The 24,159-nt window shown below is 73.3% G+C and carries 19 protein-coding genes and 1 pseudogene; 3 read left to right on the top strand and 17 right to left on the bottom strand.

The genetic code is table 11. The features are described 5' to 3' along the window. Window positions 1–26: 26 nt before the first annotated feature. The 5 genes from ACLQ2U_RS24420 to glyA form a co-directional block, all read right to left on the bottom strand. Window positions 27–266: a F0F1 ATP synthase subunit C gene (locus ACLQ2U_RS24420; protein WP_377514782.1), complete on the bottom strand. Its 240-nt coding sequence runs from the start codon at window positions 264–266 to the stop codon at window positions 27–29. 68 nt (window positions 267–334) lie between these two features. Continuing rightward, window positions 335–1,132: a F0F1 ATP synthase subunit A gene (atpB, locus tag ACLQ2U_RS24415; RefSeq protein WP_425753078.1), complete on the bottom strand. Its 798-nt coding sequence runs from the start codon at window positions 1,130–1,132 to the stop codon at window positions 335–337. Between the two features lie 11 nt (window positions 1,133–1,143). Next, complete coding sequence (locus ACLQ2U_RS24410; RefSeq protein ID WP_425753077.1) at window positions 1,144–1,380, bottom strand: AtpZ/AtpI family protein; 237 nt, start codon at window positions 1,378–1,380, stop codon at window positions 1,144–1,146. 174 nt (window positions 1,381–1,554) lie between these two features. After that, entirely contained in the window at window positions 1,555–1,977 is a 423-nt protein-coding gene (locus tag ACLQ2U_RS24405) for a hypothetical protein (RefSeq protein ID WP_425753076.1), read from the bottom strand. Continuing rightward, on the bottom strand, window positions 1,970–3,259 hold the full coding sequence (gene glyA, locus ACLQ2U_RS24400) for a serine hydroxymethyltransferase (protein ID WP_425753075.1): 1,290 nt from the start codon (window positions 3,257–3,259) through the stop codon (window positions 1,970–1,972). Before glyA ends, ACLQ2U_RS24405 begins: the two co-directional genes overlap by 8 nt. A gap of 35 nt (window positions 3,260–3,294) precedes the next feature. Between glyA and ACLQ2U_RS24395 the strand changes: the two are divergent. Continuing rightward, window positions 3,295–3,432: pseudogene (locus ACLQ2U_RS24395) on the top strand (NAD-dependent epimerase/dehydratase family protein); the annotation flags it as partial. 10 nt (window positions 3,433–3,442) lie between these two features. Here ACLQ2U_RS24395 and ACLQ2U_RS24390 read toward each other — a convergent pair. From ACLQ2U_RS24390 to prmC, 4 genes are all read right to left on the bottom strand, one after another. Then, window positions 3,443–5,560: a transglycosylase domain-containing protein gene (locus tag ACLQ2U_RS24390; RefSeq protein WP_425753074.1), complete on the bottom strand. Its 2,118-nt coding sequence runs from the start codon at window positions 5,558–5,560 to the stop codon at window positions 3,443–3,445. Window positions 5,561–5,707: 147 nt separating this feature from the next. Further along, complete coding sequence (locus tag ACLQ2U_RS24385) at window positions 5,708–6,319, bottom strand: phosphotyrosine protein phosphatase (RefSeq protein WP_425753073.1); 612 nt, start codon at window positions 6,317–6,319, stop codon at window positions 5,708–5,710. After that, on the bottom strand, window positions 6,320–6,964 hold the full coding sequence (locus ACLQ2U_RS24380; RefSeq protein ID WP_425753107.1) for an L-threonylcarbamoyladenylate synthase: 645 nt from the start codon (window positions 6,962–6,964) through the stop codon (window positions 6,320–6,322). It lies immediately after the preceding gene. Continuing rightward, window positions 6,964–7,911, bottom strand: coding sequence for a peptide chain release factor N(5)-glutamine methyltransferase (gene prmC / locus ACLQ2U_RS24375; RefSeq protein ID WP_425753072.1), 948 nt, complete (start codon window positions 7,909–7,911; stop codon window positions 6,964–6,966). Before prmC ends, ACLQ2U_RS24380 begins: the two co-directional genes overlap by 1 nt. 76 nt (window positions 7,912–7,987) lie before the next feature. On the opposite strand from prmC, the gene ACLQ2U_RS24370 reads away from it, so the two are divergent. Continuing rightward, entirely contained in the window at window positions 7,988–9,538 is a 1,551-nt protein-coding gene (locus tag ACLQ2U_RS24370; protein ID WP_425753070.1) for a GGDEF domain-containing protein, read from the top strand. Between the two features lie 116 nt (window positions 9,539–9,654). Here the strand turns inward: ACLQ2U_RS24370 and prfA are convergent, their stop codons facing one another. Together prfA and rpmE are read right to left on the bottom strand one after the other, a co-directional pair. Next, window positions 9,655–10,743, bottom strand: coding sequence for a peptide chain release factor 1 (gene prfA, locus ACLQ2U_RS24365; RefSeq protein ID WP_425753069.1), 1,089 nt, complete (start codon window positions 10,741–10,743; stop codon window positions 9,655–9,657). 99 nt (window positions 10,744–10,842) lie between these two features. Then, window positions 10,843–11,067 (bottom strand): 50S ribosomal protein L31, encoded by a 225-nt coding sequence (rpmE, locus tag ACLQ2U_RS24360; protein ID WP_425753068.1) that lies wholly within the window; start codon window positions 11,065–11,067, stop codon window positions 10,843–10,845. 274 nt (window positions 11,068–11,341) lie between these two features. Between rpmE and ACLQ2U_RS24355 the strand changes: the two genes are divergently transcribed. After that, window positions 11,342–12,238 carry an AAA family ATPase gene (locus tag ACLQ2U_RS24355; RefSeq protein ID WP_425753067.1) on the top strand — a complete coding sequence of 299 codons (897 nt, stop codon included), beginning with the start codon at window positions 11,342–11,344 and terminating at the stop codon, window positions 12,236–12,238. A gap of 47 nt (window positions 12,239–12,285) precedes the next feature. Here ACLQ2U_RS24355 and ACLQ2U_RS24350 read toward each other — a convergent pair whose 3' ends face one another. The 6 genes from ACLQ2U_RS24350 to ACLQ2U_RS24325 form a co-directional block, all read right to left on the bottom strand. After that, a complete protein-coding gene (locus ACLQ2U_RS24350) occupies window positions 12,286–15,741 on the bottom strand; it encodes a phosphodiester glycosidase family protein (RefSeq protein WP_425753066.1) in 3,456 nt (1,151 codons plus the stop codon). A gap of 155 nt (window positions 15,742–15,896) precedes the next feature. Then, window positions 15,897–18,017: a transcription termination factor Rho gene (gene rho, locus ACLQ2U_RS24345; protein ID WP_425753065.1), complete on the bottom strand. Its 2,121-nt coding sequence runs from the start codon at window positions 18,015–18,017 to the stop codon at window positions 15,897–15,899. A gap of 296 nt (window positions 18,018–18,313) precedes the next feature. Beyond that, window positions 18,314–19,252, bottom strand: a complete 939-nt coding sequence (gene thrB, locus ACLQ2U_RS24340; RefSeq protein WP_425753106.1) for a homoserine kinase — start codon at window positions 19,250–19,252, stop codon at window positions 18,314–18,316. A gap of 10 nt (window positions 19,253–19,262) precedes the next feature. Further along, window positions 19,263–20,495 (bottom strand): MFS transporter, encoded by a 1,233-nt coding sequence (locus ACLQ2U_RS24335; RefSeq protein WP_425753064.1) that lies wholly within the window; start codon window positions 20,493–20,495, stop codon window positions 19,263–19,265. Between the two features lie 11 nt (window positions 20,496–20,506). After that, window positions 20,507–20,719, bottom strand: coding sequence for a hypothetical protein (locus ACLQ2U_RS24330; protein ID WP_425753063.1), 213 nt, complete (start codon window positions 20,717–20,719; stop codon window positions 20,507–20,509). Window positions 20,720–20,867: 148 nt separating this feature from the next. Further along, window positions 20,868–24,149, bottom strand: a complete 3,282-nt coding sequence (locus ACLQ2U_RS24325; protein ID WP_425753062.1) for an efflux RND transporter permease subunit — start codon at window positions 24,147–24,149, stop codon at window positions 20,868–20,870. Window positions 24,150–24,159: the final 10 nt, after the last annotated feature.

Below are 24,159 nucleotides of genomic sequence, written 5' to 3'. Positions count from 1 at the left end.
GATGACCTCCCGGTCGAGGGACGGGATTAGAGCTGGCCCTGCCAGATGAAGCCGAAGGCGATACCCAGCAGCGCGAGCGCCTCGATGACGGCGAAGCCGATCCAGACGTACGGCAGGGTCATCCGGGACGACTCCGGCTGGCGGGCGGTCGACTGGATGTAGGCGGCGAAGACCAGGCCGACGCCGATGCCCGGGCCGATGGCCGCGAGGCCGTAGCCGATGGCGGCGGTGCTGCCCTCTACCGCGGCGAGAACGCTAGCGTCCATTGGTGTGGTTCCTCCTGGTTATCACGCGTGACGGTCACGCGGGACGACAACGGTTGGTGCGAGGTGGATCAGTGCTCGTCGGCGAGCGCGCCCTGCACGTAGCTGGCGGTCAGCACCGTGAAGACGTAGGCCTGCAGGACGATCACCAGGAACTCGAGGAAGGTGAGAGCGATGGTCATCGCCCAGGACAGCACCGAGACCGGCGCGAGCCAGGTGTTGGCGCTGAGCATCGCGAAGCCGCCGAGCGTGAAGACCAGCAGGAGCATGTGGCCGGCGAACATGTTCGCGAAGAGACGGACGGCCAGCGAGAACGGCCGGACGAGGAAGGTCGAGAAGAACTCGATCGGGATCAGCAGCGGCAGGATGTACCAGGGCGCCGGCGGGATCAGCGAGTTCTTGATGAACTTCCCGGCCCCGTGGTGCTTGATGCCGGCGTAGATGAAGAGCACGTAGCTGATCACGGCGAGGAAGGCCGGGAAGGCGATGTGCGAGTTCGGCGAGATCTGGAAGAACGGCACGATCGCGAAGAGGTTGGTCAGCAGGATGAAGCAGAAGAGCGTGGTGAAGTACGGCGCGAACCGCACACCCGCGTGCCCGATCATGTCGACCGCGATGTTGTTCCGCACGAAGCCGTAGATCGACTCGGCGAGCCACTGCTTCTTCGTCGGCACCAGCTGCGGCTTCCGGTAGCTGGCCAGGAAGTAGATGATCAGCACGCCGACGGCGAGCCAGACCATCGCAGTGATCTTCGTGAACCAGTAGGAGTCGTGCGCACCCCAGGGCAGGATGCTGGGCAGGTAGAAGTCCTCCACGCTGGGTGGGAATGCCGCCTGGCCCGCTGCCAAGACGTTCGCCTGTCCGAACACCGCGTCCCTTCCTAAGTAGGCGTGCCGAGTCGGCGGATGACCAGGACGATTCCCCCGGCCATGCCGAGCACGACGCCGATCCCGGTGGCGATGCCGCCGGAGTCGAGCCACTGGTCGACCAGCCAGCCGATGAAACCCCACACGAGCATGCCCCCGATGAGGTACGAGAGCGCCGTCCAACCCTGACCGGCGCCGGTCGGAACATCGTCCGGACCGCCGGTGGATCGGTGGGTTTGGTCATCAGCCATGACGGGGCGAACGATATCAGCCGGGAAGACGAGGCTGTGCCTCACCCCCCGCACAACCGGCGTTGTGTGGGCGTCTGGCGGGTGCAGTCGTCTGGAGGCACGCTACTCCCCTTCCGCCCGCCGGAAAATGACCGATCACGGACAGTTTCGCGCGTCGCCCAGGTGCTGGGACGGTCATTGTCGGGTGTGCACCCTGGTCAGCCACCAGATGTGCACCCCGGTCCAGACCGCGACGCCGGCCGCGATGCCGACACAGAGCGGAATCAGGCCGTCCCAGCCGGTCGACGCGACGCCGACCATCACGACACCCAGGAGGGTGAACTTGGCGGCGTACAGGCCGAGTCCGAACGGGAGCACCAGCTGCGGGTTGACCGCGTCGGCCCAGGCCAGCACCACTGTGGTGAGCGTGTAGCTGACCGCCGTCACGGCCACCCCGGCAGCCGCGCCCAGGGCCGCGTCGCCGCCGCCGGTCACCCCGCCGACCACCGCCGCCACCGCGCCGAGCGCCACCGACGCGGCCAGCAGCACCGGCAGGTGGCGCAGCCGCCAGCGCCGGTCCTCGGACCGCTCCGGCGCGCGCCCCCCGGGCTCAGCCACGGGGGTACGCCGGGAAGGCGGCGACCAGCGCGGCGACCTCACCGGCGATCCCGGCGAGGGTGTCGGCGCCACCGGGGGCGGCCGGATCGGTGCGGACCGCGCGGGCGACCAGCGAGGCGACCTGCCGCATCTCGCCCTCCCGCATGCCCTGGGTGGTGACGCTCGGGGTGCCCACCCGGATACCGGAGGCGACCATCGGCTTCTGCGGGTCGTACGGGATGGCGTTCTTGTTCAGGGTGATGGCGGCGGCGTCGCAGCGGGCCTCGGCCTCGGTGCCGGTCACCCCGGTCTCGCGCAGGTCGATCAGGGCCAGGTGGGTGTCGGTGCCGCCGGAGACCGGCCGCATCCCCTCGTCGGTCAGCCCGGCGGCGAGCGCCTGCGCGTTGCTGACCACCTGCGAGGCGTACGCCCGGAACTCGGGCTGCGCGGCCTCGCGCAGCGCGACGGCCTTGGCCGCGACGGCGTGCATCAGCGGGCCGCCCTGGGTGAACGGGAAGACCGCCTTGTCGATCCGCTGGGCCAGCGACTCCCGGCTGAGGATCATGCCGCCGCGCGGGCCGCGCAGCACCTTGTGGGTGGTGAAGCAGACGACGTCGGCGTACGGCACCGGCGACGGGATCGCCCGGCCGGCGACCAGCCCGATGAAGTGCGCGGCGTCCACCATCAGGTACGCCCCGACCTCGTCGGCGATCTCCCGGAACCGGGCGAAGTCGATCAGCCGCGGGTAGGCGGTCGCGCCACAGATGATCATCTTGGGCCGATGGGCCAGGGCGAGGTCGCGCACCTCGTCGTAGTCGATCAGCTCGGTGTCCGGGCGGACGGTGTAGCCGACGGTGTGGAACCACTTGCCGGAGAAGTTCACCCGGCTGCCATGGGTCAGGTGCCCGCCGTGCGGCAGGTCCATCGCGAGCACGGTGTCCCCCGGCTGGACCAGGGCGGCGTACGCGGCCAGGTTGGCGCTGGCGCCGGAGTGCGGCTGGAGGTTGGCGTGCTCGGCGCCGAAGAGCTCCTTCGCCCGGGCGATGCCGATCTCCTCGGCCCGGTCCACCTCGGCGCAGCCGCCGTAGTAGCGCCGGCCCGGGTAGCCCTCGGCGTACTTGTTGGTCAGGGTCGAGCCGAGCGCCGCGAGCACCGCCGGGGAGGTGAGGTTCTCGCTGGCGATCAGCTGCAGGCCGCCGCGCAGCCGATCCAGCTCGCCGAGCACCACCCCGGCGATCTCCGGATCGACGGCGCTGAGCTGCTGGAAGTCCGGTCCCCAGAAGGTGTCCCTCGCGTTCTCCACAGCGAAGGAGTCTAGGCGGCCGCACACTGGAAGCCGTGAGATGCCTCGTCACCGGAGCCACCGGTTACCTCGGCGGGCGGCTCGCGCCCCAACTCCTGGCGGAGTGACACCAGGTGCGCTGCCTGGCCCGCAAGGCCGGCCGGCTGCGTGACGTGCCCTGGGCGACCCGCGCCCCGCCCCGGGTCAGTTGCCGTCGCGGGCGCCGGTGACGCGGTGGGCCACCGCCTCGCTCGGGGGGACGAAGTCGCGGACCGGTTGGCCGTGGAGGGCGGTGATCAGGAGTCGGCCGACGGCGTCGACCATGCGGGACTGGACCGCGGCGCCGACCGCGTCCCGGGGGGCGTCCGGGTTGGCGGCGATCTGGGCGATCGCGAGCTGCGGGGTGAAGGCCACCACCGACTCGGTCTCGTTCCGCTCCGAACTGCCGGTCTTGCCGGCCACCGGTCGGCCCACCATCGGGCGGAGCCGCTCGGCCGTACCGCCGTCGCAGCGGCGGTACATCGACTGGTCGCCGACCGGGCAGCGGGCCGCGTCCGCCGCCGCCCGGGCCACGTCGGTGTCGATCACCTGCCGGCAGTCCGGGCGACCGGCGGCCACCTCCCGGCCGGCGCTGTCGGTGATCGACATGACCGGGAGCGGAGCGCACCAGGTTCCCTCGGCGGCCACCGTGGCGTACGCGTTGGCCAGGTCCAGCGGGGTGGTTGAGGAGACCCCCAGGGTGAAGGCGCCCCAGTTTCGCGCGCCGTGGCGGGCCAGTTGGGCGTCGTCCTCGGCGCGGAACGCGATGCCGAGCCGCTCCGCCATCTCCACCACCCGGTCCGCCCCGACCCGCTCGATCAGCCAGGCGAAGTACGTGTTCACCGAGCGGCCGAAGGCGTCCCACATGGTGCGGTTGCCGTCCATCCACTCCGGGCTGGCGTTCGCCGGGCACCAGCGACCGCCGCAGGTGGCCCCGCCCTCGTCAACCGGGAAGCGGGTCAGGATCCGGCTCGGGGAGTCGAAGCGGGTCTCCAGCGGCAGCCCGGACTCCAGGGCGGCCAACATGGTGAAGAGCTTGAACGTCGATCCGGCCTGGTAGCCCTCGATGCCGTTGCCGCCGGCGACGAGCTGGTTGACCGTGTTCGGGTAGTTCTTCTGGCCGGGCGGGTTGTCGGCGACGCTGTAGTTGCGGTTCACCGCGAGCGCCAGCACCCGGCCGGTGCCCGGCTGGACCACCGCGGTCGGCACCGCCCGGGCGTTGCCGGTGTCGTAGATGTCCAGCACCTGCCGGAGGGTGGCCCGCTGCACGGCCGGGTCCAGCGAGGAGACGATCCGGAAACCGCCCCGGCGCAGGTTGTCCTGCCGCTCGGCGGCGGTGGCGCCGAAGGCAGGCTGGGCGCTCCACCACTGGGTGAACCAGTCGCAGAAGAAGCCCCAGTCGGTCTGCTCCTCCGACACCGCGGTGCAGTCGTTCGGGGTCGCGCTCGGGCGCAGGGTCAGCGGCGCGGCCTTCGCCTTCGCCGCCTCCGCGGCCGGGACGTGCTGGAGCTCGACCAGCCGGTCCAGTACGTACGCCCGGCGGTCCAGCGCCGCGTCGGCGTCGCCGTTGATCGGGTCGTCGGTGTCCGGCGAGCGGACCAGCCCGGCCAGCAGGGCCGCCTGGGCCAGGCTCAGCTCCGCCGGCGAGGTGGAGAAGTAGCGCTTGCTGGCGGCGGCGATCCCGTACGCCCCGGCGCCGAAGTACGCGATGTTGAGGTAGCGGGCGAGGATCTCGTCCTTGTTCAGCTCCCGCTCCAGCGCCAGCGCGTACCGCACCTCCTGGAGCTTGCGGGCGGTGCTGATCTCGGTGGCCCTCCGCCGCTGCTCCTTGGTCAGCCGCGGATCGTTTCTGAGCACGTTGCGCACGTACTGCATGGTCAGCGTGGAGGCGCCCTGCCGGGTCCGCCCGTCCCGCTTGTTGACCGTGAAGGCCCGCACCACGCCCCGGACGTCGACCCCCTTGTGCTGGTAGAACCGGGCGTCCTCGGCGGCCAAGATGGCCTGCCGCATCACCGGCGCCACCTTCGCCACCGGCACCTCCACCCGGTCCTCGGTGTAGAAGGAGGTGATCAGGGTGACGCCGTCGTTGGCGTACAGGTTCGACCGCTGGGCGGTCGGTGCCGTCCGCAGGCTGTTGGGCAGCTCCGAGTAGGGGGCGGCGAGCGCGCCGAACCCGGCTCCGACCACCAGGGCGACCGGGAGGGCCGCGGCCGCCAGCACCAGCCCGGCGAGCATTCCGGCGATCAACACGGTCAGCAACTTGTCGAGATGGGCCCGGATCATCAGCTCTCCCCGCAGGAGCCGTCAGGACCCGTTCAGCATGACCCGGGAAACCGCCCGATCCCTCGCTTTTCTCCGAATCCGGATGAAACTCGCGAGCCGGACAGCACGCGCGCCGCGGGACACGCCGCCCGGGTCACCCGGGAGAGGTCAGGGCAACAGCGCCGCGGTGAGCGGGTGCACCGTCTCCTCGATCTCGTCGGCGACCCGGAGGAAGCACTGGTCGCCCCGGCCCCACGGGTCGTCAAGGTCGTCGGAGTGCAACGGGGAGGCACCCTCCCGGGCGGCGTCGGCTGCCGCCACCAGGGCCACCCCGCGGGCGTGGACAACGTCCGGGGTCGCCTGCGCCGGGGGCAGCGCGGCGGCGTCCAGCACGCCGAGCAGCCGGCCGAACTCACCCAGCACGAACGTCCGGGACGCGGCGTCCGGACGCAGCGCCACCACGTACTCCTGCTGGTCGGCGGTGGCGGTGAGGACCAGGTCGGCGGCGTCGATCAGATCCGAGCGGAGCTTGCGCGCGGCGAACCCGTCGACGTCGCCGCCCCGGGCGAGCACCTGACGGGCCGCCGGCGGGTTCATCCCCTCACCGGCGTGCCAGCCGCCGGTGCCGGCGCTGTGGCTGTGCAGCAGCTCGTCCGAGCCGGCCGGGTCCGCGCCGAGTCGGCCCAGTCGCTCCCGGACCGCGAGCACCAGCAGCCGCTCGGCCATCGGGGACCGGCAGATGTTGCCCATGCAGACGTGCAGGACGGTGAAGGGCGGCACTCAGGCCCCCTGCTCGTCGAGGATGTCGGGCGCCACCTCGCGGAGCTTGTCCAGGCCGATCGCACCGAGCCGCAACACCCGCGGCACCTCCCCGGTCAGGTCGACGATGGTGCTCGGCACCGGGTCCGGGCAGGGCCCGGCCTCCAGGTAGGCGCGGACCGAGTAGCCCAACTGGTCCCGCGCCTCCTCGGCGGTCAACGCGGCCGGCTGGCCGGCCTTGTTGGCCGAGGCGACCGCCATCGGGCCGGTCTCCCGCAGCACCTCCAGCGCCACCGGGTGCAGCGGCATCCGCACCGCCACCGTGCCGCTGGCGTCGCCCAGGTCCCAGGACAGGCTCGGCGAGTGCTCCACCACGATGGTCAGCGCCCCCGGCCAGAACGCCTCGACCAGCTCCCGGGCCGCGCGCGGCAGCGAGAAGACCAGACCGTCGAGGGTGTGCCGGGAGCCGATCAGCACCGGCGGCGCCTGCCGGCTGCCGCCCTTGGCATCCCCGAGCGCCTTCACCGCGTACGGCGTGAAGGCATCGGCGCCGATCCCGTAGACCGTGTCGGTCGGCAGGACGACCAGTTCGCCGTTCTTGACCGCCTCGATCGCCGCGGCGATGCCGCGGTCCCGGTCGGCCGGGGACCGACAGTCGTAGAGCATCACGAGGAGCCAGTCTGCCACGCCGGGGCTCCGTCGGCGTGTGGGCCGTCCCCGCGGCGGGACGCGGTGACGAAGCGGGGCCGGCCGGCCAGGTCCCGGTGTTCCTCGACCGCCTCGTACCGGCCGTCGGCGGCGAGCAGTGCGGGCACCGCGGTGGCGTGCGTGTCGTCGTGCTCGACGCCCAGCACCCCGCCGGGGCGCAGCAGCTGCGCGGCCCGGGCCAGCACCGGCCGGATCACGTCCAGCCCGTCCGCCCCGCCGAAGACCGCCTCGTCCGGGTCGTGGCCGGCCACCTCCGGAGGTACGACCACCGAGCGGGGCACGTACGGCGGGTTGCACAGCAGGACGTCGACCGCGCCCACCAGGCCGGCCAGCAGCTCCGGGTCGGTCACGTCGGCGGCGACCACCTCCGCCGGCCGGTCCCCGGCGGCGGCCCGGTCGGCGGCGTTGCGGCGCAGCCACTCCAGCGCGGCCGGGGACCGCTCCACCGCGACCACCCGGGCCGTCGGCACCTCCTGGGCGACCGCCAGCGCGATCGCCCCCGACCCGCTGCACAGGTCGACCACCACTGGCGCGGGGCGGGTACGGGCCCGGGCGATGCCCCACCCGGCGAGCAGCTCGGTCTCCGGCCGGGGCACGAAGACCCCCGGCCCGACCGCCAGCTCCAGGTGCCGGAACCCGGCAGCGCCGGTGAGGTGCTGCAACGGCTCCCGGGCGGCCCGGCGAGCGACCAGCGCGTCGTACCGGTCGCGCTGGGCGGCGGTGAACCCGTCGGCCAGCGCCAGCCGGCCCCGGGGGACGTCGAGCACGTACGCGGCGAGCAGCTCCGCCTCGACCCGGGCGGACTCCACCCCGGCCGCGGCGAGGGTACGGGCCGCCCGCGCCACGGCCAGCGAGGGCCGTTCGCGTTCTGTCCCTTCGGACGGGTGGCGCGGCACGGAGGTCACGACATAATCATGAAGCGTCGCGGGATCACATCACGAGCGGGTGCGTCCGGACGCACACCGACAGGGAGGGTTCGAGGTGGGGTGGCTCGACCGGGTCGACGACCAGGTGGATGCCCTCACGCACGCCCGTGACCTGCAGGAGGCGAGCCGCTCGGCGGAGGCGGTCACCGTCCTCGACCGGGTGCTGCGCACCACCTCCGACCCGTACACCCGGGCCGACGCGCTGGTGCAGCGGCTCTGCGCGCTGATCAATCTCGGTCGGACGGCCGAGTTCACCCGGGCCATCGAGGACGCCTCCACCGCCGTCCGGGACCTGCCCGAGCCGTACCTGCACGGGCACCTCAACGCGCTGGCCGGGCTGGCCGCGCACCACCAGGGCGCGCTGGACCGCTGCGTCACCCACCTGGTCCGGGCGGCCCGGGCGCTGGGCGCGGCGGAGGACCGGGACCGGGACACCGCCTGGGGCTGGCACGACCTGGCGATGGCCTACTCCTACCTCAGCTTCCACGGTTACGCGCTCGGCGCGATCGAGCGGGCTCGGCAACTCGGCCTGGCCGCCGGCATCCCCGAGGAGGTCTTCGCCGCGCCGGGCATCCGGCTGCGCAACGCGGTCGCCCTGGACCACAACGGCGACAGCGACGGCTGCCTGCGGGTGCTCCGCGACATCGCCGCCGACCTGGCCCGCTTCGTCCGGGACGGCCGGACCGACCGGATCCGCCCGAGCAGCCTGGCCGCGTACGGCTATGCGGCGGCCCGCCGCGCCGCGCTCGGCGACCGGGTGGAGACCGACACCGAGACAGATCCGGTGCGGCTGCTCAACCACGGCGAGGACAGCGTCCGGGCCCGGGAGATGCGTCAGCTCGGGCAGGTGTGCCTGGCCGTCGCCGACGGGCGGCCGATCGAGGCGGTCGCCCGGCTGGACACCAGCCGGGTCTCCAACGAGACGCTGGGCGCGGCCGAGCCGGCCCGGCTGCGCAGCATCGCCTTCGCCCGGGCCGGCGACCACGCGGCGGCACACCGGGCCGACCGGGTGGCGTTCCGGCTCGCCGCGCAGCGCAACGACCGGTTGCGGGACGTCTACATCGACGGGATCGCGGCCCGGATCGACCACGAGGAGGTGCGCCGGGAGGCCGCCCGGTACGAGGGCGAGGCGCTGACCGACCCGCTGACCGGCCTGCCCAACCGGCGCCGGCTGGAGCGCTACATCGGTTCGGTGGTGTCCCGCGGCGAGCGGGTGGTGATCGGCGTCTGCGACCTGGACGGCTTCAAGGCGGTCAACACCCGGCACGGCCACCACTCCGGCGACCTGGTGCTGCAACGGATCGCCGGCGTGATCAACCGGGTGATGCGCCGGGGTGACTTCGTGGCCCGCTACGGCGGGGACGAGTTCGTGGTGGTGCTCGCCGGCGCCGGGATGGCCGAGGCCGCCGAGGTGGCCCGGCGGATCGACGCGGCGGTCCGCACCGAGGACTGGGAGTCGCTGGTGCCAGGCACCCCGGTCGGGGTCAGCATCGGCTTCGCCGAGGTGGACGGCGCGGGTGGCTCGCTGCGCGACGCGCTCGGCACCGCCTTCGAGATCGCCGACCGGGAGATGCTCCGGGCCAAGACCCAGCCGCGCGCCTCCTGACCGGGGCCCCGCCCCACACTCCCCTGGCCCCTCTTGCATGGAATAGAGTGCCCATCCGGCGCGGAATGGCCGCTCTTTCCGGGACAGTGCACGGCCCCGACCACGGGGTGGGGGGGTCAGCGGCGGGTGAGTTCGGTGTCGCCGGCGAGGCGGGCCGCGCGGTCGGCCTCGGCGAGGGCGTCGAGGACGCCGTCCAGGTCACCGGCGAGCGCCAGGTCCAGGTTGTACGCCGTGTAGCCGATCCGGTGGTCGGTGATCCGGTTCTGCGGGAAGTTGTAGGTGCGGATCCGCTCCGAGCGGTCCACCGTGCGCACCTGCGCCTTGCGGGCGTCCGAGGCGGCCGCGTCGGCCTGCTCCTGGGCCGCCGCCAGCAGCCGGGCCCGCAGGATGCGCATCGCCTGCTCACGGTTCTGCAGCTGGGACTTCTCGTTCTGGCAGGAGACCACCACGCCGGTCGGCAGGTGGGTGATCCGGACCGCCGAGTCGGTGGTGTTCACCGACTGGCCGCCCGGCCCGGACGAGCGGAACACGTCGATCCGCAGGTCGTTCGGCTCGATGGTGACGTCGACGTCCTCGGCCTCGGGCAGCACCAGCACGCCGGCCGCGCTGGTGTGGATGCGTCCCTGCGACTCGGTGACCGGGACGCGCTGCACCCGGTGCACGCCGCCCTCCCACTTCAGCCGCGACCAGACGCCGTTGCCGCCGTCGGGGACGCCCTTGGTCTTGATCGCCAGCGACACGTCCTTGACCCCGCCCAGGTCGGAGTCCTGCGCGTCGATAACCTCGGTGAGCCAGCCGTGCCGCTCGGCGTACCGGGTGTACATCCGCAGCAGGTCGCCGGCGAAGAGCGCCGACTCCTCGCCGCCCTCGCCGGCCTTGATCTCGATGATCACGTCCTTGGCGTCGTGCGGGTCGCGCGGGATCAGCAGCTCGGCGAGGCGCTCCTCCAGCACCGGCAGGCTGGCCGCGATCGAATCCGCCTCGGCGGCGAAGGCCGGGTCCTCGGCGGCGAGCTCGCGGGCCGCGGTCAGGTCGGCCCGGGCCTGCTCCAGTTCGCCGGCCGCCTTGTACAGCGGGACCAGTTCGGCGTACCGGCGGCCCACCCGACGGGCGGTGCCCTGGTCGGCGTGGATGGCCGGGTCGGCCAGCCGCTTCTCCAGCTCGGCGTACTCGTCGAGGAGGGCGGCCAGACGCTCGCTGCTCATGCGGGAGATGCTCCTTCGACGACGTCCGGGCAGAAAAGTGGGCGGAACGGACAGACGCCCGCGCCCGGCGAAAGCCGGACACGGGCGTCGTCGGTGGAGCTACTTGGCCTTCTTCGCCTGAACCTTGGCGTACTTCTGCTGGAACTTGGCGACCCGGCCAGCGGTGTCGAGGACGCGCTGCTTGCCGGTGTAGAACGGGTGGCAGGCGCTGCAGGTCTCGGCGTGGATGGCGCCGCCCTTGGCGGTGCTCCGGGTCTGGAAGGTGTTGCCGCAGGAGCAGGAGACCTCGGTGGTCACGTACTCCGGGTGGATGTTCTGCTTCATGTCGCCTCGGTCCTTTCGTCGATGGTCGCCGGGTCGCCGCTGATCTCCCCGTCACCTGGTGCGTGACGGACTCGGGCGTGAACCGGAACCGGTGGCCGATTGACCAGTGTGCCATGGGCGTGAGCCGACCCGGCGGGCGGGCCACACTATCGGTCCGGCAGTGGAAACATCCGCCTCCCTTTCCGCATTCCCGCCGGTCCCGACCAGCATTCCCCGGCCCCGGCTACGGTGGGACCGTGCCCGATTCGTCCCTGAGCCGCGCGGGGTGGGCGGGATGCCCCGGCTGATCGCCACCCGTGGGCTGCCCGCCTCCGGCAAGACCACCTTCGCCCGCACGCTCCAGCCGGCCGTGGTCCGGGTCAACCGGGACGACCTGCGCCGGATGCTGCACGGCGAGCGACTCTTCACCCAGCGGGCCGAGTACCAGGTGACGCTCGCCCAGCGGGCCCAGGTGGAGGCGCTGCTGCGGGCCAGGGTGAGCGTCTGCGTGGACGACACCAACCTGCGGTCCCGCACCCTGCGGGAGTGGGCCGACCTGGCCGCCCGGTACGACGCGGACTTCGAGGTGCACGACTTCACCGACGTACCGCTGGAAGAGTGCCTGCGCCGGGACGCCGCACGGGCCGAGGCGGACCGGGTCGGCGAGGCGGCGATCCGCCGGCTGCACGAGCGCTACCTGGCCGGCCGGCCGCTCCCGCTGCCGGTACCGACGGCCCGCACCGGCCGGCCCGCCCGGGTGGAGGTGGCGCCGGCCGCTCCGCCGGAGATCGTGCTGGTGGACATCGACGGCACCGTCGCGCTGAACGTCTCCCGCAGCCCGTACGACATGACCCGGGTCGGCGAGGACCACCCCAACGAGGCGGTGATCGCGGCGGTCCGGGCGATGCACGCCGCCGGGTACGGCGTGGTCTTCTGCTCCGGCCGGGACGCCTCGGCCCGGGCGGCCACGGTGGCCTGGCTGGCCCGGCACGTCCGGGTGCCGTACCTGGCCCTGCACCTGCGCGCGGTGGGTGACTCCCGGAAGGACGCGGTGGTGAAGCAGGAGATCTACGAGCGGGAGGTACGCGACCGCTACCGGGTGGTCGGGGTCTTCGACGATCGGGCACAGGTGGTCCGGATGTGGCGTTCGCTCGGACTGACCGTCTTCCAGGTCGCCGACGGCGACTTCTGAGGCGAGGGTCCCGGGACACGGGAAGTCGACCCGGGACCCCCTGCCGGTCATGCGGCGGGCGCTTCTCCAGGTGTCTCCGCCGCCGTCAGCGCGACCGTCGCCTCGGCGCGGACGCCGTTGACGGTCACCGCCAGGATCACCGACGCGCCGGGCCGCAGCGCGGTCAGCTCACCGGTCGCCGGGTCGAAGCGGGCCACGTGCCAGGGCCGGACGCCGGCGGCGGACCCGATGTGCAGGCTCGGCGAGCCGGTCCAGTCCGCGCTGACCGGCGCCGCCACCGGCACGGTACGACCACCCGGCTGGGTCAGCGTCGCGGTCACCGGGGCCGGCGCGCCCAGCGCGACGCTGGGCGGGGCGGTCAGGGTCAGCCGGTCCAGATGAGCGTGGACCTCCGCGGACACCCAGCGCGGGCCCTCGGCCAGCGGGTCACGCCGGGCCCGGTCCGCCTCGGCCGGGGTCACCGGGTCGACGCCGAACTCGGTCCAGCCGGTGAAGCCGCCGAGCTGCGGTGGGGTGGACGGGTTCTTGCCCGCGTTGCCGTTGATCACGTACGGCACGCCGTCCACCCGGTCGGCGTGGAAGGTGCCGACGTGCCCGCCGACGAAGAGCGCCCCCTTGCCGGTGCGGTGCTGGAAGTCGGCCAGCCACTGCTCCAGCAGGGCGGCCTCCTTCCGGTCGGCGAGCTGGCTCGCCTTGGCCGGGCTCGGGTCGCGCGGCGGGTGGTGGTGCAGCACGACCACCGAACCGACGGCGTCGTCGGTCGCGGCCGAGTCGAGCGCCTCCCGCAGCAGCTTCACCTGGTCGAAGCCGCCACCGCGCAGCGACCCGGTGGAGCTGTTGAGCGTGACGAACCGGGTCCCCGCGTGGTCGAAGACCCGGGAGGTGTCGCCGAAGACGGCCCGGAAGTTGTCGATCGGGGCGCCCATGATCTCGTGGTTGCCCGGCACGTAGTGGTACGGCAGCTCGCCGCCGAGTTCCTCGTCGAGGATCCGCTTCGCCAGTGCGAAGTCGGCCGGGTACGCGGTGTCCACGAAGTCACCGTCGATCACCAGGAAGTCCGGCTTCGCCGCCTTCACCTCGCGCAGCGTACGGCGGGCCTGGGCGACCAGGTCGCTGTCCGGGTCGGCGGCGACGAACTGGGCGTCGGACATGACCGCGAAGCGCCAGGGCGCACCGTCCACCGTGCCGTCGCGCAGCACCAGCCGGTCGGTGCGGGGGGCCTCGGCCGGCGCGTCCACCGTCGGCGGCACCTTCGCCACCAGGTCGTCAATGACGATCTCGCTGGTGTACTGGGCGGCCGGGTTGGTCTCCGCCACGTAGAACCGGCGGACCCGCAGCGGGTACTGCACCCCGGCCGGCACCGCGAACTCGACGTACCGCCAGCCCTTCCAGGTGACCAGCGGTCCGCGCAGCACGTGCTGGGTGTCCTGCGCGTCGTGCAGGTGCAGGCTGGGCCACTCGCCGGTGCCGTTGCCGTGGATCCACATGCCGAACGCCTGCGGCTGGCCGGGCACCTCGATCCAGGCCGGCGGGTTCGCGTACGCGGCCCGGGTGCCGGTCGACTGGCTGAAGTCGTACGTCATCCTCAGCCCGGTGCCGGTGCGGCCGGGCGCGGGCGCGACCGCGCCGCTCGCCCGGGCCTGGCTGAACGTCCAGGACGCGGCGTCGTCGAAGCCGGCCACCGGCACGTCGGTCAGTCCGACGGTGACCGGCAGGACGGTCGTGCGCGCGCCGACCCGGACGGTGACCAGGGCGGAGCCGCTGTCGCCGCGCGCCGTCACCGACAGGTTGCCGTCGGCGGTCGGGGTGACCTCGAGCAGGTCGCGGTCGTACTCCAGGGTCAGGTCGGCGGGCTCGATCGGCGCGGTGTTCCCCTCCGCGTCGAAGCCGACCGCCCCGAACAGCCCGGTGTCGCCGGACCGGTTCAGCCCCAGCCGGTCCACCGTGGAGTCCACCCGGGCCAGCGGGCCGAGGACGGTGAGGTCGAGGGTGCCGCTGGCCCCGTCCCGCCAGGCGGTGACGGTGCTGCGGCCGGGGGCGCCGGCCCGGAAGAGCCCGTCGGCCACCGTCCCCCGTACGGCCGGGTTGGCCCGCCAGTGCGGCGCCCCCTCGGCCGGGCCGTACGTCTCGTCGTGGCCGGCGGCGGTGAGCCGGCGGGTGAGTCCGGGGAAGACCCGGTCCGGCCGGCCGCCCCGCACCGGCGCGACGCCGGGCGCGGCGGTGGGGTCACTCGCGGTCTCCAGCCAGTACCCGGTGAGCCGGCCGCTGCCCCGCGGGGCGTAGATGGCCAGCCCGTTCGGCACCGCCCGCTCGCTGCCGTCGGAGGGGCTGTTCTCCACCTGCACCGCGGCCGCACCGGGCTCCCGGGCGAGCAGGGTGGACGATCCGCCACCGTCCAGGTTGAGCGCGTGGTGGGCGCCGAGCTCGGCCATCATCCGGCCCATCTCGGTCTGCGTGACGCCCCGGCTGTCCACCTGGCGTCCGTCCACGGTGAGCAGAATCATCCTCCGGCCGTCCGCGGAGAAGCCCACCGACGTGCGCGGCGCCAGCGTCGGGTCGGTGATGGCCTGCACCACCCCGTCGCGGACCAGCACGTTGCCGCCGCCGACGGCGGCGTGCAGCGTACTGCCGTCCGACGGCTTGGGCTTCCAGGCGAGGTCGACCGGGTCACCCGGGCGGAGCGCGGCCAGCGCGTCCGCCCCGGCCTCCCGGCCGAGCAGGACGGTGGTCCCGGCCGGGATCGGGCCCTCGCCAGCCGCGCCGGTCACCGTGGCGACCCGGCCGTCGCGGACGACCACCTCGGTCACGCGGCTCGCCCCGGCGACCGCCCGCTGCCGGGGGTACGACCCCCAGAGCGGGGTGAACACGCCGGTCCCGTTCGCCTGGATCATGTTGTTGAACTGGGTCAACAGCACCGGGCCGGCGGGCAGCGTGGCGGTGCCGTCGAAGTTCACCTGGATCACCCGGCCGAGCCCGTCGGCGGTGATCGCGGCCGCGTTGGTGTGCCCGGCGACCGGCGACTGGATCAGCTCGCCGTCGCGGATGCCGACGCCCTGGGCCGCCCCGGAGTTGTTGATGTCGAAGAAGTCGCCGTTGACCGCGGCGACGGCCCGGGAGTGGTCCACCGCCCCGCGCAGCGGCTCGGCCCGGGACACCGCGCCGGAGTTGACGTAGTCAACGGTCAGCCCGCCGGTGAGGTCGGCGGTGAGCGCGTCGGCGCGCAGCCAGCCAGCGGCGTCGTAGCGGTCGAAGGACGTGAGGTCGAGGCCGGGGGCGACCGGCCGGGTGGTCTTCCCGGTCTCCAGGCCGCCGGCGGGCTCGACGCCGGCGGGGGCCAGCGCGACCGAGGCGGCCGGGTACGACGACGCGCGGGGCGCGTCCTCGACGGCGGTGCCGGCGTCGGCCGGTGGCCCGGCGGTCGCCGGGACGGCGCCGGCCAGGGCGAGCAGCGGCGTCAGCAGCAGGACGCCGGGGAGGCGGGCGGATCGACTGCGGGTACGCATGGACGTCAGTCAACCCAGTCCCGCACAGAAGTTTCAATACCCTCGGGCTGAATTGAAGGAAAATTCCGCAACGGCCCCGGGAACGACACCAGCCCGGGGACGACGAAGGGCACGGCCGGACGGCCGTGCCCTTCGGGGGTCTCACCCGGGTGAGGTCACTCCCCCGGCGTCGACTTCGCGATCTGCATCAGGAACTCGATGTTGGTGCGGGACTGCTTGAGGCGGTCCAGCAGCAGGTCGAGCGCCGCCTGCGAGTCCAGCGAGTGCAGCACCTTGCGGAGCTTGTGGATGATCGCCAGCTCCTCCGGCGCGAAGAGGACCTCCTCCTTGCGGGTGCCGGAGGGGTTGATGTCGATCGCCGGGAAGACCCGCTTGTCGGCGATCTTCCGGTCCAGCTTCAGCTCCGCGTTACCGGTGCCCTTGAACTCCTCGAAGATGACCGTGTCCGCCATGGACCCGGTCTCCACCAGTGCGGTGGCGAGGATGGTCAGCGAGCCGCCGTTCTCGATGTTGCGGGCCGCACCGAGGAACCGCTTCGGCGGGTAGAGCGCGGTGGAGTCGATACCACCCGACATGATCCGGCCGCTGGCCGGCGCCGCCAGGTTGTACGAGCGCCCGAGCCGGGTCACCGAGTCGAGCAGCACGACCACGTCGTGGCCCAGCTCGACCAGCCGCTTCGCCCGCTCGATCGCCAGCTCGGCGATCGTGGTGTGGTCCTGCGGCGGACGGTCGAACGTGGCCGCGATGACCTCGCCCTTCACCGAACGCTGCATGTCGGTGACCTCTTCAGGCCGCTCGTCCACCAGCACCACCATCAGGTGACACTCCGGGTTGTTGCGGGTGATCGCGTTCGCGATCGCCTGCAGCACCATCGTCTTACCGGCCTTCGGCGGCGACACGATGAGCGCCCGCTGCCCCTTGCCGATCGGCATCACCAGGTCGATCACCCGGGTGGTCAGGATGTGCGGCTCGGTCTCCAGCCGCAGTCGCTCCTGCGGGTAGAGCGGGGTGAGCTTGTAGAACTCGGGACGACGCTTCGCCTCGTCCGGCTCCATGCCGTTGATGGTGTCCAGGCGGACCAGCGGGTTGTACTTGTCGCGCCGCTGCTCGCCGCCACTGTCGCGGGCGGCCCGCACCGCACCGGTGATCGCGTCACCCCGGCGCAGGCCGTACTTCTTGATCTGGGACATCGAGACGTAGACGTCGTTCGGGCCGGCCAGGTAGCCGGTGGTCCGGACGAACGCGTAGTTGTCGAGCACGTCGATGATGCCGGCCACCGGGACGAGCACGTCGTCCTCGCTGACCTGCGGCTCGCGGCCGCCACCGTCGCGGCCGCCACTGTCGCGGCCGCCACCGTCGTTGCCGCCCTCGGCCCGGTCGCCCCGGCCACGGCGACGGTCCCGGAACCGGCTGCGCCGGCCGCGCCGGCCGCCGCCCTCGCCGTCGTCGTCCCCGTCGTTGTCCCGCTGGACGCCCCGGTCGTTACGGTCGTTACGGTCGGCCCGCTCGTTGCGGTCGCCGCGCTCGGCCCGCTCGCCCCGGTCGTTACGGTCGCCACGGTCGTTACGGTCACCGCGCTCGCCCCGGTCGCCGCGCTCGGTCCGCTCGGCCCGCTCGCCCCGGTCGTTGCGCTCACCGCGCTCGCCCCGGTCGTTACGGTCACCACGCTCGGCCCGCTCACCGCGCTCGGTACGGTCACCGCGCTCGGTACGGTCACCGCGCTCGGCCCGCTCACCGCGCTCGGTACGGTCACCACGCTCGGTACGGTCACCGCGCTCGGCCCGCTCACCGCGGTCGGTACGGTCGGCCCGCTCACCGGTCTCGGCCGGGGTCTCCTCGGTACGCGCCTCGGTGGCGCGACCCTCGGGGGCCCGAGCCTCGGCCGCGGCGGTCCGGCTGCGCCGGGTCCGGGTACGACCCTCGGTCTCGCCGGCGGCGGCCGGAGCGGTGGGCGCCTGCTCGGCGGCCCGCTCCTCGCGTACCTCGGCGTGGACCTCCTCACGGGCGGGGGCGGCCGCGGCGGCGACCTCGGCCCGCGGTCGAGGGGTGCCGGTGGCTGCGCCACCCTGCTGCCGCTCGGAGATCGCGCTGATCAGCTCGCCCTTGCGCATGCGAGCCGTACCGGAGATGCCGAGCGACGCGGCCAGGCTCTGCAGCTCCGGCAGCAGCTTCGCCGACAGGCCGGTACCGCTGCGCCGACGGCGGGCGGGGGCGGCGGTGGTGGCATCGCCAGCGACGTTGGAAACATCCGACGTCACGTCGGTGGTGTCGCTCAATGGATTCCTTCCCTCGATAGGCCGTGACTGCCCGGAGTCGAAGAACCAGGTGGCCGGGCGGCCTCGGTGCACCCGCCTCGCATTGACGCGTCGCGGGAGTCTGTGGCACAGCAGCCGGTCGGTTTCCCGACTCACCAACATCGGTGAGCAGGTCTCGCCGTCTGCGGCGACCTGTGGAAACTGCGGCGCGGCGTGGGCCTTGGCAGGGGTGACGGGCTGACCGCCGAGAGCTTCGGGGGTGCGCCGACCCGCAGAGAGATCGCATGCTTCGCGGCTGTGCTAAGTCTAGAGCGTAATCAACTCTTCCGACCTGCGGCAACAGGGTCCCGCTCGGCGTGTCCCAGTCTACCCCGTACGACGGTGGCTCCGTGCACCTCTATCGGCAACCGCAGGACCTGCCAGTCTGTTCCCGGGTCGAAGGCGGCCGGCGGCGCGGTCAGCGCCAGCACCGTCGGCCCCGCCCCACTGACCACGGCCGCCACACCGGCCTCACGCAACCCACCGACCAGGGCAGCCGTCTCCGGCATGCCCGGCGCGCGGTAGTCCTGGTGCAGCCGGTCGACGGTGGCCGGCAGCAGCAATGTCGGCTCGGCGGTCAGCGCGTGCACCAGCAGCGCCGCCCGGCCGGCGGTCAGCGCGGCGTCGACGTGCGGCACGGTGGGCGGCAGCGCGGCCCGGGCGGTCGCCGTGAGACCGCGTTCCCTCGGCACGAAGACGGTCGGCCGGACGCCCTCGGCGACCGCCAGCGAGACCGCCCGGGCGCCGGTGGGCTCCGTCCAGGCCAGGGTGAAGCCGCCGAGCAGGCAGGGAGCCACATTGTCCGGATGGCCCTCGATCTCGGCGGCCAACCGCAGCGCCGCCTCGTCGTCGAGCCGCTGCTCGCCGTCGGCGACCAGGGCGCGGGCCAGCAGCACCCCGGCGACGATCGCCGCCGAGGAGGAGCCCAGGCCCCGGGCCTGCGGGATCCGGTTGACGCACTCCAGCGCCAGCCCCGCCGGCTGCCCGCCGAGCACGTCGAAGGTGGCCCGCATGGAGGTGACCACCAGGTGCCGGTCGTCCTCGGGCAGCTCGCCGGCGCCCTCGCCGGTCACCGCCACCCGGACGCCACCGGTGGTCACCTCGGCCGCCACGTCGTCGTGCAGCCCGAGGGCCAGCCCGAGGGCGTCGAAACCCGGACCGAGGTTGGCGCTGGTGGCGGGCACCGTCACCCGCACCGGCCCGGAGGCGAAAGTCATCGGCACCGGCTTATGCTAGTGGGGTGTCCGTTGGCTCCAACAGCGACAGCCGCCGGGTGGCGATCCGCCAGCCGACCGCGTAGACCAGGGTCACCAGGCCGCAGCCGGCCAGCACCACCCGCTCGTCCACCACGTCCACCACCGCGGCGACCACGAGCTGGCTGACCGAGATGGCCAGCGTCGACAGCATCATGTCGGTGGCGAAGACCCGGCCGCGCAGCCGGTCCGGCACCTCGCCCTGCAGGGCGAAGTTCGACAGCACCCAGTTGCTGCCGCCACCGAAGTGGGCGACGAAGACCAACACCAGCACCAGCGGGAACCAGTGGGCCACCGAGACGCCCAGGTAGGCCAGGCCGTACAGGGACATCGACAGGGCCAGTCCGGGCAGCAGCCAGGCCCGGTTGGTCAACACCCGGCGCATCAGGATCGGCCCGACCAGCGCCCCCGCGCCGCGCGACGCGAAGAGCAGGCCGGCCCCGACCGCCCCGGCGCCGTACACCCCGGCGAGCAGCGGGAAGACGGTCAGCACGCCGTTGCCGAGGCCGACCGCGGACTTCACGGTGACCAGCGCCAGCACCCGCGGCCGGTGCCCGATGTAGCCCAACGCCTCACGGATCGCCGCCCAGGTGCGCGGCGTCGGCCGGTCGGCCTCCCGGGGCGCCTGCAACGGGCGGCGGATCAGCGCGGCCAGGCCCGCCGCCAGCGCCAGGCCGACCGCGCCGACCCAGAAGCAGGCGTACGGCCCGGCGGCCGCGCTGAGCACGCCGCCGAGCGAGGCGCCGACCACCGTCATCGTGCCCCAGGCGGAGCCCGCGACCGCGTTGCCGGCGGCCAGTTCGTCGGGATCGAGCACGTTGGGCAGGGCTGCCTGCGCGGCCGGCGAGTAGAACGCCTTGCCCACCGCCACCGCGGCGATCGCCACCATCGCCAGCCAGGCCGTGTCGGCGCTACGCACACCGAGCAGCAGCAGCACGCCGAACAGGGCGGCGCCGTTGGCGACCATCATGATCTTCTTGCGGTCGAACCGGTCGGCGATGGTGCCGGTGTACGGCAGCAGCAACGCCACCACGCCGGTGTCCAGGGCGAGCACCAGGGCTCCCCACACCCCGCTGCCGGTCAACTTCGGCAGCAGCACCAGCAGCGGCACCATGACGAACCAGTCGGCGCCGAAGACCACCAGCTCGGCCAGGAAGAGATTGCGGAAGTTCCGGTTGCCCGTGAGGACCGAGAGGGTGGGCGACACGTGCCGCAACCTTACTCGCCGCCCCGGGCCACGGCGGTCCGTCGCAGCAGCGCGGAGACGGTGACGAAGGTGTAGCCACGGTCCCGCAGCTCGGCGATGATCGGACGATGCCGGTCGGCGAGCCAGGCCCCCTCGGCGGCCCCGACCGCGACGCCCCCGGCGACCAGGACGCCCCGGCGCAGCAGAGTGCGCCGGGCCCACCGCCCGCCGTCCACGTCCGCCATCCGCACCCCCGCCGGTTCATCACCCGAAGTAGGTGATCCGCAGCCGACAGTAGTCGGCCACGACGGGCCGGCACCGGCTGTCCGGGAGCCGACACGACGCACCCCCGGCCGGTGTGTCACCGGGCCGGGGGCGCCTCGTCGATCGGGACTACTCGGTCGGCGGCAACGGCGAGCGGCGGCTCCTCGGCAGCCGCAGCACCTCGAACTGGTCGGTGCCGTCCAGCAGGGCGGCCGACGGCGCCGGGCGGGCCGGTGGCTCCCCGACGGAGGACCCACCGTCGGTGGCCGTACCCCCGGACCGGGTCGGGACCGGCACGGCGGCCGACCGGTCCGCGGTGGCCGGCGCTTCGGCCGCCGGCGCCTCGTCGGCCGGGGCCGACCCGCCGGAGCGCCAGGCCCGCAGCGACTCCTTGGTGCGCTCCACCATCGTGTAGAGCGTCGGCACCAGGACCAGGGTCAGCAGCGTCGAGCTGAGCAGACCGCCGATCACCACCACCGCGAGCGGCTGGGAGATGAAACCACCCTCGCCGGTGAGGCCGAAGGCCATCGGCAGCAGCGCGAAGATGGTGGCGACCGCGGTCATCAGGATCGGCCGCAGCCGGCGCCGGCCGCCCTCGACCACCGCCTCGGTCACGCCCATCCCCTGGGCCCGGTACTGGTTGATCAGGTCCAGCAGCACGATCGCGTTGGTCACCACGATGCCGACCAGCATCAGCACGCCGATCAGCGCCGGCACGCCCAGCGGGGTCCCGGTGGCCAGCAGCAGCGCGATCGCGCCGGTCGCGGCGAACGGGATCGAGACCAGCAGGATCAGCGCCTGGGTGATGCGGCGGAACGTCGCCACCATGATCAGGAAGACGATGGCGATCGCCGCCAGCACCGCGAGGCGCAGGTCGCCGAAGGCGTCCTCCTGCTGGGCGCTGGCCCCGCCGACGGTCACCGTCGCGCCGGGCACGTCGATGTCGGCCAGCCGCTCGCGCAGCTCCTTGGTGGTCGCGCCGAGGTTCGAGCTGGTGGCCGTGCCGGTCACCGAGACGCTGCGCTCGCCGTCGATCCGGGTGACCTGCTGCGGCCCCTCACCCACGGAGACGTCCGCGATCGCGTCGAGGGTCACCGGACCGACCGGCAGGGCGCCCAGCTGCTCCACCGTCAGCGGCGGGGTGGCCGAGGTCCGCAGCACCACGTCCTGCTGACCGCCGTCCAGGGTCACCTGCCCCAGCGGGGCGCCCCGGTACGCCTGGGCCACCAGCTGCCCCACGGCCGCCTCGCTGAGCCCGGCCCGGGCCGCGGCGACCCGGTCGACGGTGACGTCGACCCGGGACACCCGCGCCGCCAGGCTGGTCTGGACGTCCTCGACCCCCGGCGTGCCGGTCATCGCGGCCTCGGCCTCCTCGGCGGCCCGGCTCAGCGCCTCCGGATCGGCGGCCTGGACGACCACCTCCAGCTGGTCGCCCTGCCCCTGCCCGAAGGTGAGGTCACCGACCTCGGGGCCGAGGGCGGCGAACTCCTTCCGCAGGACCTCCTTCATCTCCTTGGCGTCGGTGCCGCCGCCGAGCGCGACCGACCAGCTCGCGGTGTTGTTGCCACCACCGCCCTCCCACGGCCGATCGGTGCCCCCGGCGGTCACCTGGTACGTCTCGACGCCGTCGGTCCGCCCCAGCACCTCCTCGACCCGCTTTGCCGCCTGGTCGGTGCCGGCCAGGCCGGTGCCGGCGGGCAGCTTCTGGCTGATGTTCAGGGTGTCCTGGCCGGAGTCGTCCAGGAAGTTGGTCTGCAACTGCGTGGACAGCCCGAAGGTGCCGAGCAGCACCAGCAGCCCGACCGCCACGGTGATCCAGCGGGTGGCCCGGGAGCGGGTGGCGAAGCCGATCGTCGGCAGGTACGCCCGCTGCAACGGGCTGCGCAGCTCCTTCTCCTCGGCGGCCCGGCGCGTCGCGGCGTTGTCGGCGCCGGCCGCACGCGGCTTGAGGAACCAGTACGCCAGCACCGGGATCACGGTCAGCGAGACCAGCAGCGAGGCGAGCAGGGCGACCGTGACGGTGATCGCGAACGGCGCGAAGAACTGCCCGACGAAGCCGCCGACCAGCGCGATCGGCGCGAACACCGCGACCGTGGTGAGAGTGGAGGCGGTCACCGCGCCGGCCACCTCGCGGACCGCGACGATGATCGCGTCCCGCTTCGGTTCGCCGTACTCCAGGTGCCGTTTGATGTTCTCCAGCACCACGATCGAGTCGTCGACCACCCGGCCCACCGCGATGGTCAGCGCGCCGAGGGTGAGCAGGTTGAGCGAGTAGTCGCCGACCCAGAGCGCGAGCAGCGCCACCACCACCGACAGCGGGATGGAGACCGCGGTGACCAGGGTGGAGCGCACCGACAGCAGGAAGACCAGGATCACCACGACCGCCATCAGCAGGCCGAGCAGGCCCTCGGTGGTCAGGCTCTCGATGGACCGCTCGACGAACGGGGCCTGGTCGAAGACCACGGTCAGCTCGGCGCCGGAGGCGGACTTCAGGTCGGCGAGCCGGTCCCGGATGTCGTGCGAGATGCGGACCGCATTGCCGTCCGCGGCGGCGGTGACCGCCACGCCGATGCTCTCCGTGCCGTTGGTGCGGGTGATCGCGGTGGCCGGGGCGGGCTGCTGCTCGACGGTGGCCACGTCACCGAGGCGGACCGGGGCCGCCTTCGGCGCGGTCGGGGTCAGCACGATGCCGCGCAGCTCGTCCAGGGTGGTGATCGGGGTGCCGACCTGCACCGGAAGGGTCTTGGCGCCGTCGGTGAGCGCGCCGGCCGGGACGGCGATCCCGTTGGTCTTCAGTGCGGCGCCGATCGCGGTCGGCGCCAGCTTCGCCGCGGCGAACTTCGCCGGGTCCGGGGTGATGGTCACGACCTGGTCGCGGGTGCCGGTCACCGCGACCGTGCGGACGCCGTCGATCCCCTCCAGTTCCGGTACGACGGTGGCGCGCAGCTTCTCGGCCAGCGCGCGCTCGTCACCGCCGCCGGTGGCGGCCAGCACCACGGCCGGCACGTCGTCGGTGCTCCCGGTGATGACCTGGGGGTCCACCGCGTCCGGCAGCTGCACGTCGATCCGGCTCAGCGCGGTCTGCATCTTGTTGGCCGCGTCGTCGATGTCGGTGCCGAACTCGAACTGCACCGAGACGGTGGCCGAGCCCTCCCGCGAGACGGAGGTGACCTTCTCCAGCCCGGGGATGCCCTGGATGCTGTTCTCGATCGGCTCGGTGACCTGGGATTCGACGATCTCGGGGGCGGCGCCGGGATAGACCGCGACGACGAACGCCCCCGGGAACTCCAGCGACGGCAGCAGCTGTTGCTTCAGCGAGGGAACGGCGAACGCCCCGAAGACCGCGGTCACCACCGCGATGAGGGCGACCAACCCCCGGTTGGCGAGACTGGATCTGGCGAGCAGCGACATCGGCTTGGCT

The sequence above is a fragment of the Micromonospora sp. DT47 genome (assembly GCF_049844475.1).
Lineage (GTDB): Bacteria > Actinomycetota > Actinomycetes > Mycobacteriales > Micromonosporaceae > Micromonospora.
The sequence above is the reverse complement of the archived record's forward strand: the minus strand, read 5'-3'. Positions and strand labels throughout refer to the sequence as shown.

Bases quoted from the DNA above. Each gene is read 5' to 3' on its own strand.
- ACLQ2U_RS24420 (WP_377514782.1), bottom strand. From the start codon at position 266: ATGGACGCTAGCGTTCTCGCCGCGGTAGAGGGCAGCACCGCCGCCATC.
- ACLQ2U_RS24410 (WP_425753077.1), bottom strand. From the start codon at position 1,380: ATGGCTGATGACCAAACCCACCGATCCACCGGCGGTCCGGACGATGTT.
- ACLQ2U_RS24390 (WP_425753074.1), bottom strand. From the start codon at position 5,560: ATGATCCGGGCCCATCTCGACAAGTTGCTGACCGTGTTGATCGCCGGA.
- ACLQ2U_RS24380 (WP_425753107.1), bottom strand. From the start codon at position 6,964: ATGCTCTACGACTGTCGGTCCCCGGCCGACCGGGACCGCGGCATCGCC.
- prfA (WP_425753069.1), bottom strand. From the start codon at position 10,743: ATGAGCAGCGAGCGTCTGGCCGCCCTCCTCGACGAGTACGCCGAGCTG.
- rpmE (WP_425753068.1), bottom strand. From the start codon at position 11,067: ATGAAGCAGAACATCCACCCGGAGTACGTGACCACCGAGGTCTCCTGC.
- ACLQ2U_RS24355 (WP_425753067.1), top strand. From the start codon at position 11,342: ATGCCCCGGCTGATCGCCACCCGTGGGCTGCCCGCCTCCGGCAAGACC.
- ACLQ2U_RS24350 (WP_425753066.1), bottom strand. From the start codon at position 15,741: ATGCGTACCCGCAGTCGATCCGCCCGCCTCCCCGGCGTCCTGCTGCTG.
- thrB (WP_425753106.1), bottom strand. From the start codon at position 19,252: ATGACTTTCGCCTCCGGGCCGGTGCGGGTGACGGTGCCCGCCACCAGC.
- ACLQ2U_RS24330 (WP_425753063.1), bottom strand. From the start codon at position 20,719: ATGGCGGACGTGGACGGCGGGCGGTGGGCCCGGCGCACTCTGCTGCGC.
- ACLQ2U_RS24325 (WP_425753062.1), bottom strand. From the start codon at position 24,149: ATGTCGCTGCTCGCCAGATCCAGTCTCGCCAACCGGGGGTTGGTCGCC.